At 33.8% G+C, this 12,947-nt stretch carries 8 protein-coding genes; 1 reads left to right on the forward strand and 7 read right to left on the reverse strand.

All coding sequences use genetic code 11. The annotated features are described in order from the left end of the window. Positions 1-141: 141 nt before the first annotated feature. From BN4220_RS07570 to BN4220_RS07585, 4 genes are all read right to left on the reverse strand, one after another. Positions 142-666, reverse strand: a complete 525-nt coding sequence (locus BN4220_RS07570) for an adenine phosphoribosyltransferase (RefSeq protein WP_066715278.1) — start codon at positions 664-666, stop codon at positions 142-144. Between the two features lie 260 nt (positions 667-926). Beyond that, positions 927-2,972, reverse strand: coding sequence for a Coenzyme F420 hydrogenase/dehydrogenase, beta subunit C-terminal domain (locus BN4220_RS07575; protein WP_066715279.1), 2,046 nt, complete (start codon positions 2,970-2,972; stop codon positions 927-929). A 484-nt stretch (positions 2,973-3,456) separates the two neighbouring features. Then, positions 3,457-6,657: a carbamoyl-phosphate synthase large subunit gene (gene carB / locus BN4220_RS07580; protein ID WP_066715280.1), complete on the reverse strand. Its 3,201-nt coding sequence runs from the start codon at positions 6,655-6,657 to the stop codon at positions 3,457-3,459. After that, positions 6,657-7,919, reverse strand: coding sequence for a carbamoyl phosphate synthase small subunit (locus BN4220_RS07585; protein ID WP_066715281.1), 1,263 nt, complete (start codon positions 7,917-7,919; stop codon positions 6,657-6,659). The genes carB and BN4220_RS07585 overlap by 1 nt, the downstream gene beginning before the upstream one ends. Positions 7,920-8,530: 611 nt before the next feature. On the opposite strand from BN4220_RS07585, the gene BN4220_RS07590 reads away from it, so the two are divergent. After that, positions 8,531-9,886, forward strand: coding sequence for a peptidoglycan-binding protein (locus BN4220_RS07590; RefSeq protein WP_082812206.1), 1,356 nt, complete (start codon positions 8,531-8,533; stop codon positions 9,884-9,886). 163 nt (positions 9,887-10,049) lie between these two features. Here the strand turns inward: BN4220_RS07590 and BN4220_RS07595 are convergent, their stop codons facing one another. From BN4220_RS07595 to BN4220_RS07605, 3 genes are all read right to left on the reverse strand, one after another. Next, a complete protein-coding gene (locus BN4220_RS07595; protein WP_066715282.1) occupies positions 10,050-11,012 on the reverse strand; it encodes a polysaccharide deacetylase family protein in 963 nt (320 codons plus the stop codon). A gap of 100 nt (positions 11,013-11,112) precedes the next feature. After that, positions 11,113-12,183: a branched-chain amino acid aminotransferase gene (locus BN4220_RS07600; RefSeq protein ID WP_066715283.1), complete on the reverse strand. Its 1,071-nt coding sequence runs from the start codon at positions 12,181-12,183 to the stop codon at positions 11,113-11,115. A 262-nt stretch (positions 12,184-12,445) separates the two neighbouring features. Beyond that, positions 12,446-12,937: a dihydrofolate reductase gene (locus BN4220_RS07605; RefSeq protein ID WP_066715284.1), complete on the reverse strand. Its 492-nt coding sequence runs from the start codon at positions 12,935-12,937 to the stop codon at positions 12,446-12,448. Positions 12,938-12,947: the final 10 nt, after the last annotated feature.

The following is a 12,947-nucleotide window of genomic DNA, read 5'->3' on the forward strand; positions in this document are numbered from 1 at the left end:
ATTTCTACCGATTATTATATCAAAATGGTAAGATATTTCGCTTTTTAGAGTTGAGAATACTTATTGTTTCCAATTATGCGCAAAAAGGCCATTTAAAACGCTAACATGCGTCATAAACAGCCCCAATCTTATTGTTTTAAATTAATGACCTTCATATTTAATGACAGATTCAACAGAATATCCCTTTAACTTGTCTCTTCCGTTTAATCCTTCAAGTTCCATTAAGAAAGCAATTTTTACAACTTCTCCACCAAGTTGTTCAATTAACTTTATAATAGCTTCAATCGTTCCACCAGTTGCAATGAGATCATCAATAATAACTACTTTTTGTCCTGGTTTAATTGCATCCTTATGCATTTCAATAATTGCTGTGCCATACTCAAGATCATATTCGCATTCAATGGTTTCACATGGAAGCTTTCCTTTTTTACGAACAGGTACAAATGCTTTATTTAAATTATATGCAATTGGTACGCCGAAGATAAAGCCTCTGGATTCTGGTCCAACTACCACATCAAAATCCAAATCTTTTACTAAGTCTTGCATTTGGTCAATTGCCATTCTTAAGCCATCTTTATCTTGTAGCACACTGGTAACATCACGAAAGATAATACCTTCCTCTGGGAAATCCGGAATACTTCTTACATAATCTTCAAGCTTTTTCATTTGGTACACCAAACCTTTCTACTTTTAACTTAAACAGGCTATCAAAACTTTATTTATCATTTACTTTTAAATATCTATCTTATTAAGCCCTTGATTAATTCTTGAATCAACTTTAGTATTATATCACTAAGTATAACAAATGGTAAAGAATTTTATGTTATTTACCATAATCTTAATGCAATTAAAACGAGATAAAAGGGACGATTGTAAAATAGTAATATAAATTTACTATTTAACAATGCCCCCTTCATTCTAAAATATTATTTTTTTAGATCGTTATAGCTTTCAAGTAAAGCGTTGATTTCTACCTTCTCTATCTTTTTAAAGAACTCGTGTCTTTCATCTTTAATTACAATTGGCTTTTTATGATTATATTTAAAAGCTGTAACCAAATCACTTTCTTTATAGATAAAATTATCTGAAATAAAATTCCAAACTTCTTCACCTTTACTTGTATTTACCATCAATACACTCGTTCCTTTATTGTCATACATGGTTGGATCAGAATGTTGGATTCCCCAGAAGTCACCCATCGTAATATCACCAACACGGTTTTTATATACGAAGGAGCATTTTCCACATCCAGGTCTTGCAATAATATCTTTTGCAAAACTTCGGTAATAATTATTTCTTCTTGCATTTACTTTTAAAGGATCTCTGTTTTTAAATTCTACTACGATGCTATTATGTTGAGCTAACCAACCCACACTCTTATCGCGGAATCTAAAATTAGTTACTTCTGAGTTAAATTTATTTCCTAAATATTCAACGTACTTACGAAATACCTTAGGTGATGGTGACGCATGACAAAGAATTTCACAAATCAAAAGATTCTCATATGGTTTGCGTAAATATGCTTTTAATGCCGCAGCTTCACAAGGTAATCCTGAGTATAATACGAATTCTCCTTTGTTTAAGAGTTCTTTAATTCTAGGGAATACCCCGCTGAAATCACTTTTCGCATATTTTGCACCATAAAATGCTTTACAGTCCTCTAAATTGTCTGCAATATCTGAAACCACTTGCATTTTATCATCGTATTTTACACCTACCACATATCCATGCTTTTCGTTAATTGCATATTTAACAAGCTCTGGGAAGATTGCACCAGAAGAGCTTCCTAGACGTACTTCTTCGTCTTTATTCATGGCAGCTAGAATCTTAGGATAGTTCTCTTCATAAGCTACTGTTTGCGGATTTTCCTTTTTCACACAAACTTTAGCACAAAGATTACAATTAATACATTTATCCTTATCTACTACTGGATATAAAAAGCCTTCCACATCCTCTTTCATTGTAATTGCATCTTTTGGACATACTTCTTTACATGCAGAGCAACCACAACATTCCGATTTTAAAATATTGGTTGGACAATCTACCATAGCACTTGATTCATCTAAATGAAGCTTTGATTTTAAATCTTCAATTATACTTGTACGATATTCCTGAACTGCCTTACGAAATGCTGGTTTATTGTGTAATAAGAAATTAGATTCCCCTTGATAAGCTTCTACATTCGCTAGCAAATGATTGCTTAACTTTAATTGCTTAAGTAGATTTACAATCTCAGGATTATCACTAATCGTCACAAAATTTTTCTCATGTAATGCTGCCATCAGCGTACCTGCCATGGTATCTGTAATTACAAGTTCAGCATTCCATACATAGCCGATATAGGTTTCAACTTCATCATCTTTATACGTAGCAACTGTTTTATTGATTTTATTCTCAGCATCGTTATGCACAATTGCTAATCCTTTTTCTTTTGCAATCTTTTCTATAAAATCTCTGGTTTTCGTATTCATTTTCTCTATATCTACAAACAAATACTTTTGTATTAATTTAGGCTTAATTGCAAGCTCATGATATATTTTTTGATTTATTAAAACACCTGCATCATTTACAAAGAAAACACCTGGGTATGCATCGATTGGTCCATTCTCTAATGCCTCCCAAACCTTTTTCTCATGTGTAAGGTAATAATCTAAATGCTGATAAACCCCCAGGTCCTCTTTTCCTTCTTGATTTCCTTCAACAAGTGAAAACCTTGAGACAATAAACTCTGGTGTTTGCTTAGTGACTACTTCCTCCACTTTTGTATTTTCAGTTTTAGCAAAAATCCCTTTAAAACGGTTAGCAATTCCAGTCTTTTGCTCAGGTTGTACCTCTTTTTTTACTTCTTCTAAACGATGATTTACAACAACTGGTACTGCCTCAAACTCCTTGATTATCTTGTGTAATGCCCAGGTCTGAATGAGAGCTTCTCGCCCCATGTTTTTTACATCAGTTATAATTCCTACTTTCATGTCAACCTCTTTCTGAATCCTCTCCTGTTATTTAACTATTCCCCATTTTAATTTAAAGGTTCCTACTATATATAGAGTAATTGTATCCTATTTTATTTAAACAAGCAATGATTTATCATGTTTTTTGTAATATTTTACAATTCCTTCACTTCAAAACCAATGCTATACTCTTAGAATAAATTGCGAATTAAGTATAACGCAAAAATAGCTGCTATACAAACAATTTTTACACATGTCTCGTTGCTTTCTATCATTTACGATAAAAAATTTAGAAACTACATATATAAATCTAGTTTGTACAGCAGCTACATATAAAGTTACTTACTAAATACTTAAATTAAATTTGTTCTCATTGCATTTATTGATATGCCTATCTTCATTATTATGCATGCACTATTGTTATGCGTGCATTATTGTCATACATGCGTTATCGTTATGCATGCATTATCATTATGCATGCATTCATCACCATTTTAAATGAACGCTAGATTGTTGCAATATCAATTAATGTAAGATTATCTTTGTCTGCATTTTCAAGACTTGTTAACAATGCATTCGCTGTATCTAATGAAGTTAAACAAGTTACACCAGTTTCGATTGATGTACGACGAATTAAGAAACCATCTCTTGATTTATCACGACCTTGTGTTGGTGTATCGATAACTAAATCAATTTCATGTCCAAGTAATAAGTCCATAATCGTTGGTGCTTCCCCGTCTAATTTGTTTACAGGGATTGCATTTACGCCATTTTCACGTAATACTCTTGCAGTACTTCTAGTTGCATAGATTTCATAGCCAAGTGCTTCAAATCTCTTACCTACACCTACTGCTTCTAATTTATCCGCATCTTTCACAGTAAGAATCATCTTCTTGTGTTTTGGAAGATTTACGCCTGAACCTAAGAATGCCTTATAAAGTGCTTCATTAAAGGTCTTTGCGATACCAAGACACTCACCAGTTGATTTCATTTCTGGTCCAAGGCCAATGTCTGCACCACGTAATTTCTCAAAGGAGAATACTGGCATCTTAATAGCAATGTAATCCGCTTTTCTCGCAAGACCAGTGCCATAACCTAAATCCTTAACTTTGGCACCAAGAATTACTTTGGATGCTAAATCAACAATTGGAATACCAGTTACTTTACTAATGTATGGTACGGTACGAGAAGATCTTGGGTTAACTTCGATTACATAAACTTCATCACCGTATACAATGAACTGGATATTAATTAAACCAATTACATTTAAGGACTTTGCTAATTTTCTTGTGTAATCTACAATAACATCCTGAATCTTATCGGTAACATTGATTGCTGGATATACACTGATACTATCTCCAGAGTGGATACCTGCTCTTTCCACATGTTCCATAATTCCAGGGATTAAAATATCTTCGCCATCACATACAGCATCTACTTCCACTTCCTTGCCCATTAAGTACTTATCAACAAGGATTGGATGTTCTTGTACGTTACGGTTGATAACTTCCATAAATTCACGTACATCATCATCACAGATTGCGATTTGCATACCTGCACCACCAAGTACATAGGAAGGACGAACAAGTACTGGATATCCTAATTCATTTGCAGCAACAATTGCTTCTTCTGCTGTAAATACAGTCTTACCTGCAGGTCTTGGAATACAGCATTTTTCAAGGATGGCATCAAATAATTCTCTATCTTCTGCTGCATCTACGTTTTCCGCAGAAGTTCCTAGAATAGGAACACCCATCTTTAATAAAGCTTCTGTTAATTTAATTGCAGTCTGTCCACCAAATTGTACAACAGCACCATCTGGTTTTTCTAAATCTACAATATTTTCTACATCTTCTGGTGTTAATGGCTCAAAATATAATTTATCTGCAATATCAAAGTCAGTACTTACTGTCTCTGGGTTGTTGTTTACAATGATTGTTTCATATCCAGAGCGATGTAAGGACCAAGTAGAGTGTACAGAGCAATAATCAAACTCGATACCCTGACCGATACGAATTGGACCAGAACCAAGTACAAGTACTTTTTTCTTAGTACGTGTTGCATCTACTTCATTTTCACTTGCAAAGCAAGAATAATAATAAGGTGTTTGTGCTTCAAATTCTGCTGCACAAGTATCTACTGTTTTATATGCAGCGATAATGTTATATTCATTCTTACGAAGATTTTTAACTTCTTCTAGAGATTTTCCACTAAATTCTGCAATTACTCGATCTGGATACTCTAAACGTTTTGCTTCTAACATTAACTCTTTTGTTAAAGGCTCAGTTGCTAAACGTGCTTCCATTTCAACTAAAATAGCGATTTTGTCAATAAACCAAAGATCAATTTTTGTAATATCGTTGATTACTTCTGGAGAAATCTTACGACGTAGTGCTTCTGCAATTACGAAAATTCTTCGGTCATCGATTAAATGTAATTGTTCTTTGATATCCTCATCGGAATACTTGGAGTAATCTCCATACTTCATGCTATAGATATTCTGCTCTAAGGAACGAATTGCCTTCATTAGGGCACCTTCGAAGTTCGTACAGATACTCATAACTTCACCAGTTGCCTTCATTTGAGTTGTTAAAGTTCTCTTTGCCATGATAAACTTATCAAATGGCCACTTTGGAATTTTTACAACGCAATAATCAAGTGCTGGCTCAAAGCTTGCTACTGTCTTACCAGTAATCGCATTTGGAATCTCATCCAATGTATAACCAAGTGCAATCTTTGCTGCAACTTTAGCGATTGGATATCCAGTTGCTTTGGATGCAAGTGCAGAAGAACGAGATACTCGTGGGTTAACTTCGATAACGCAATATTCGAAACTATCTGGTTTTAATGCATATTGAACATTACATCCACCAGTGATATTAAGTTCTGTGATGATGTTAAGTGCTGAGCTTCTTAACATTTGATATTCTTTATCGGATAATGTTTGAGATGGTGCAACAACGATACTATCTCCAGTGTGAACACCTACTGGGTCAAGATTTTCCATGTTACAAACAGTGATACAGTTACCTGCGCTATCACGCATTACTTCGTATTCAATTTCCTTCCAACCAGCAATACAACGTTCAATTAAACATTGTCCTACACGGCTAAGACGAAGACCATTGGTACAAATATCGATTAATTCTTCTTCGTTATTTGCAATACCGCCGCCAGAACCACCAAGAGTATAAGCAGGTCTTACTACGACTGGGTAACCGATTTCATTAGAGAATGCAACTGCTGCTTCTACAGTTGTTACAACTTCACTAGGTGCGCATGGTTCACCAATCTTCTCCATTGTGTTCTTAAATTCCAAACGATCTTCTGCTTTCTTAATAGTAAGTGATGTAGTACCGATTAACTTAACGCCACTTTCTGCTAAGAATCCAGATTCTTCAAGTTCCATTGCTATATTTAAAGCTGCCTGACCACCAAGTGTTGGTAAAACACTATCTGGTTTTTCTTTTAAGATAATTTGTTTTACGATGTCTGGTGTCAATGGTTCAATGTAAACCATATCAGCAATATCTTTATCTGTCATGATTGTTGCTGGATTGGAATTTACTAATACTACAGTAATTCCTTCTTCTTTTAATGAACGACAAGCTTGTGTTCCTGCGTAGTCAAATTCTGCTGCTTGACCGATGACAATAGGGCCGGATCCAATAACTAAAACTTTTTTAATTTCACTATTCTTTGGCATTATGCATTTACCTCCATCATCTTGATAAACTCATCAAATAGGAACTCTGAATCTTGTGGTCCAGCACACGCTTCTGGATGAAATTGTACTGTATAGATATTTTTATTATTATAAGAAAGACCTTCGATTGTTTTGTCATTCGCATTGATAAATCTAACTTTGGCAACTTCTTTATCAATGGAATCTTCCACTACCACGTATCCGTGATTTTGAGAGGATAAGTAAACTCTTCCTGTCTCTAAATCTTTTACCGGATGGTTAGCGCCTCGATGTCCGTATTTTAACTTTGTTGTTTTAAAGCCATGTGCAAGTGCCATTAATTGATGTCCGAGACAGATTGCAAAGATAGGCACGCCACTTTCGCTTAATTTTTTAATTTCTGCAATGATTTCAACACATTCCGCTGGATCTCCAGGTCCATTGGATAACATAATTCCATCTGGATGGCTTGCTAAAATTTCTTCTGCTGATGTACTTGCAGGATAAACTGTAACTTCACAGCCTCTCTTTAATAAACAATGTTCAATGTTACGTTTTGAACCAAAGTCCATTAAAGCAACCTTATAATGTTTTTGCACTAATTCTGGATTGTCGCTAATTTTATTAAGCCATTCCACTCCTTCAGCGCCTTTTACACTTGCTAAAGCAATTTCTCCATCACATACGCCATTTTCCTTTGCATGTTCAATTGCCTTTTTCATAGCTCCAGTTGCCATATAAGTCATTTTTGCAAGTTCGAAATCTGTTGGTTTAAATGCATCTGGTGTTGTAACTGTTTTTTCTTTACAAGTTACTTTGTTAACTACACCTGTTACGGTATAATCTTTTAGTCTACCAATTACTTCTTCTAAATTAAAGTTTTCATTCGTAGTAATCATACCATTCATTGTTCCGTGTTCACGTAAAACTTTTGTAAGCATTCTTGTATCGATACCAGCGATTCCTGGGATGTCATTTTCTTTTAAGAAAGTATCAATGCTTACTTCACTTCTAAAGTTACTTGGTACTCTAGATACTTCTCTTACGATAAACCCGTCTGGCCAAGCTTTTGTTGACTCCATATCAGAATGACTCACTCCATAATTTCCAATGAGTGGATATGTCATTACAACCGCCTGTCCTGCATAGGATGGATCCGTTAAAATCTCCAGATAACCTGTCATTGAGGTATTAAATACAATTTCACTTATAACCTCTTTCGTAGAACCAATGCTACTTCCAGAGAAAACATGCCCGTCTTCTAGTATTAGATAAGCTTTCATACAAATCCTCCTATTTTCAATATAATTATTTTTTAACTGCGACCGCTATACCTTGATATACTTTTTAAATTTCTCTACATTCTTATCTTTTAAATTTGCAAAAAAATAAGACGTATAGCCCCTTTTTAGTGTTCTGCCAAAAAAGTGGCATTTCCTAGGTTATACATCTCAAGTCATGAGGCTATTCGTACAACAACATGCTTGATGTCTATAGAATCAATATTGATGTACTACATATTAATGTAACGGCTCTTATGTTCTCATTGATTATCTATTCAGAAATCTAATGATATGTATTCCATCCATGATTTTCTCTGAATAAATACTCAAATTGTTGTAATGATACCATAACTTAATTAAAATTACAAGTCAAAATTTTTATTAAATATATTATAATTTTATGCATATTATACAAAATTTTATTTATATATTGTAAATCAAAAAAAATACTCAATTGAATAAAAATGTTTAAAAATGTATATTTATTAGTAACCCTTAAACCAAAAATCTTTTGTTTTCTTATATATTATGTAATTCTAAATAAAACATGCACTACATTAAAATTCATTGCATAAATTAACAGTAATCAGCAATTATGAGGTCAGATGTAAATGCAGTCAAGCAACAATTCTTATGATATAAACTTTTTGACAAATCAATCCCTAAAAGAAAATAACATAAAAAAGAACCCAAGTCATAGTGCACAACTTAATGTATCACAAACGACAAATGAAGCTATAGGAACTGTACAATTTAATGTTACTTCGGAATTGAATAACTTACCAGTTACTAATGCAACAATCAGAATCACATATACAGATGATCCTAATAATGAAGTAATAAAAGAAGTTACTACAAATGATTTTGGTCAAACGGATGTCATAGAACTTCCTGCTCCTCCTCTTGACTATAGTTTGGAACCAAACTCACCCCGTCCATACTCCGAATATACATTTACTATTAGTGCACCTGGATATGAAGAAATAGCAATCTTCGGTGCTGAAATTCTTCCTGATGTCAAAGCAATACAAAACGTATCATTAATTCCAATTCCTCCTGAGGGCGAAGAAACTGCTGAAGAATTTACAATTCCTGATCATACTTTATATGGAGATTACCCTCCAAAAATTATTGAGGATGAAATCAAACCAGTCTCAGAAACTGGTGAAATCGTACTAAGTAGAGTAGTAATCCCTGAATTCGTTGTTGTTCACGATGGTCTCCCAAATGACGCCTCCGCAAAAAATTATTATGTACGGTATCGTGATTATATTAAAAATGTTGCATCTAGTGAAATCTATGCCACATGGCCAGAGGCAACCATCTATGCCAATGTGCTAGCAATTCAGTCATTTACCTTAAACAGAGTCTATACCGAATGGTATCGAAACAAAGGATACAACTTTACCATAACTTCATCCACTGCATACGATCACAAATGGATTCCTGAACGTAATGTTTATGATACCATCAATACTGTCGTAGATAATATTTTTACAAACTTCCTTTCAAGGCCAAATGTTAGGCAGCCAATCCTAACGCAGTATTGTGATGGTAATCGGGTATCATGTCCTGGATTAATGACACAATGGGGTTCCAAGGATTTAGGAGATCAAGGATATACTGCAATTGAAATTCTACGTTATTTTTATGGAGAATCCATTTATATTAATTCTACTGATATTGTATCGGGAGTTCCGTCCTCTTTTCCTGGTTATGATTTAACGATTGGATCTAGTGGGGATGCTGTAAGACAAATTCAAGAACAATTAAATGCAATCGCAGATGTATATTACCCAATTCCTAATATAGCTGTTGATGGTATTTACGGTCAAAATACAGCAGCTGCCGTTAGAGCTTTTCAAAAACAATTTGATATGCCACAAACGGGAATTGTAGATTTTCCAACCTGGTATAAAATTTCAGCGATTTATGTAGCTGTTACACGTATTGCTGAATATCAATAGTAGATGAAAGAATGTTCAAAGCACATTCTCCTCGTAACTACGGCAAACAAGCGCATTCGCTCTAGTGACACTTAAAGTTATAAATTTAAAAACAGGTCTATAAGTTCTTAGTGTGTTTTAAAATCTCACATTAAGAACTTGTAGACCCTCTAATTTCTTACCTCTACCATGCAAACTGACATGGTTCTCTTTTATCTAAAGTATCAAATTCATATCCATTCTCTTTAATATTATCGATTAATTTTGGTAAGATCGAAACTGTTTTACTATTAATCTGTGAATCATGCAATAAAACAACCGGACATTGAAATCGGTAAATATCTTTTTTAATATTTTTCATTATTGAATTTGTAGTAGGTTTTCCAACCGCATCCTCCCCACTTACATTCCAATCATAATGGGTAAATCCTCTTCTTTCCATTTCAACAATTAACTGTTTACGAATTTTTTTCACATACATATTATAGCTTCCACCAGGAAAACGATAAATATTCGGTTTTACACCTGTTGCCTCAACAACAATATTATATATTTTCTCATAATCAGCTAGAAAACTATCTACAGAACGGTAGAGACTTTTATAATCATGATGATAGGTATGTAGACCAATTTTATGTCCCCTACTTACAATTTCTTTTAAGCACTCAATTTCTTTCTCGCTCATTGTTTCACCAACAACGAAAAATGTAGCTTTTACATTTTTCTCATCTAATATGTCAAGAATCTTCCAGGTTAGGTCACTTGGACCATCATCAAAGGTTAGATAGCACACTTTTCTTCCATCCCCAGGACTTTTTTGTTCTCCAATCGGTACTGTATATAAAGAAGGATACGAAGAAACATAGGCTGGATCTTTACTTACTTCGATATCATTATCACCTACATCTTTATTTAAAATAATTGATGCCTCAACCTCCTCATAATCTTCGTTTATTTCCAAGGTATTTCCTTGTTTGTTTCTAACAATTTCATTCTCTAACGTCACAAAAATTGCAAGTTCATTTAAATCTTCAAATTGAACATTGGAAGATAGATTAACAGCACTACTATGATTTAAATATATTAATCGTCCAATTAACGCCAATAAAATTAAAAGCAATAAATATGCTATCGTATTATTCTTCATTCATTTTCTCCATTCACATGCCGCTTTTATATCTTATGCAAATAGTAGAAAAAAAATGAGCTACCACAAAATTACTTATTTGTAATAGCTCATCTCTAATTTATTTTACTTCCACGGTCCAATTATTTATATCTTCAACTTTACCTAACTGAATTCCTGTAATTGTATCATAAAGTTTCTGGCTAATCTCTCCAATACCGCCATCTTTAATCTGCATTACATGGTCTTGGAATCGAAGGTGTCCAACTGGAGATATAACTGCTGCTGTACCAGTACCAAACACTTCTTCAAGTGTTCCATTCTGGCTTGCTTCAAACAATTCCTCTGCGGAAACTCTTCTCTCTTCAACAGGTAATCCCCATTGCTTACAAAGTGTAATTACGGAATCTCTTGTTACACCTGGTAAAATGGAACCATTTAATTCTGGGGTTACAATTGTTCCATTGATTTTAAAGAAAATATTCATAGCTCCAACTTCTTCTATGTATTTTCTTTCCTTTCCATCCAACCAAAGAACTTGAGAATACCCCTCATCATGTGCTTTATTTTGAGCTGCTAAAGAAGCAACGTAATTACCACCTGTTTTTGCTTCACCGATACCACCTTTTACTGCTCTCACATAATCATCTTCAATCCAAATCTTAACTGGATTTAAACCTTCTGCATAATAGGCACCTACTGGAGAAAGAATTACTATGAATAAATAGCTATCTGCTGCTCGCACACCTAAGAAAGGATCAACTGCAATCATAAATGGTCTAATATAAAGTGAGGTGCCTGGTTTGGTAGGAATCCAAGCTTCATCAACTTTTACAAGTGCTTTAATAGCATCTACAAAATCTTCATCTGGTAGTTCAGGCATACATAGTCTACGATTACTGCGATTGGCTCTTTCCGCATTTTTTTCAGGGCGGAATAGTAATACTCTTCCATCTTCTGTTTTATATGCCTTAAGTCCCTCAAACATTTCCTGTCCGTAATGAAATACCATTGCCGATGGATCTAAGCTAATTGGCGCATATGGTACAATTCTAGCATCATGCCAACCCTGTCCCTTATCATAGTTCATAATAAACATATGATCAGTGAAAATAGTTCCAAACTTTAATGGATCATTTGCCGCTGGTAATGCCTTTGGTGTCTTTGTTTTTTCAATCTTAATATCAAGCATAAAAACATCCCTCTTTCTTTTATCGTTTAATACTTCTTCTCATTAACGTCTTAAACCAATTTGTATTATTTATATCATAGTCTTACTAAACGTTTTTTTCAAGTTTTTTTTAAAAGAAAGTAATTCTGTCATGTTTTTTGATCTTGAGACTATTTAAATTGCTTAATAAAAATCAAAAGATTCCTCCAAGTGAATAAAATAATATTCTAACCCTTGGAGGAATCTTAATAATATCTAAAATAGAAACATGGTTATTGCTTTCCTATTTTTTTCTCACATACTTACAAAATGAATACTCTAAATCATAATAAGTCTGTTCTTCTGACTCAAGCTCTAAATACCAATCTTCTTTTTCATCTAAATTCGGAAAATAGGTATCTGCATGGTAACTGTAATCAATCTTTGTAACATGTGCAACATCACAATAAGGAAGCATTTGATTATAAATTGACGCTCCTCCAATGACATAAATATCTTCGGACTTATAATCTTTTGCTGCTTCTAATGCTTCTTCAATACTATTTACAACTATTGCATCTGGCACCTTTAAATCCTTTTGTCGAGATATAATAATGTTAAGACGGTTCTTTAAAGGTTTTCCACCAGGAAAGGTTTCAAGGGTTTTCTTGCCTAAAATAACTACTTTCCCAGTTGTTTCATCTCTAAAAAAACGCATATCTGCAGGAATGCTAACCAAAAGTTTATTTTGATAACCAATTGCCCAATTTTTATCTACTGCAACAATCAAATTCATGTATGATAAA

Source organism: Clostridium sp. Marseille-P299 (assembly GCF_900078195.1).
Classification (GTDB): domain Bacteria; phylum Bacillota; class Clostridia; order Lachnospirales; family Lachnospiraceae; genus Lachnoclostridium.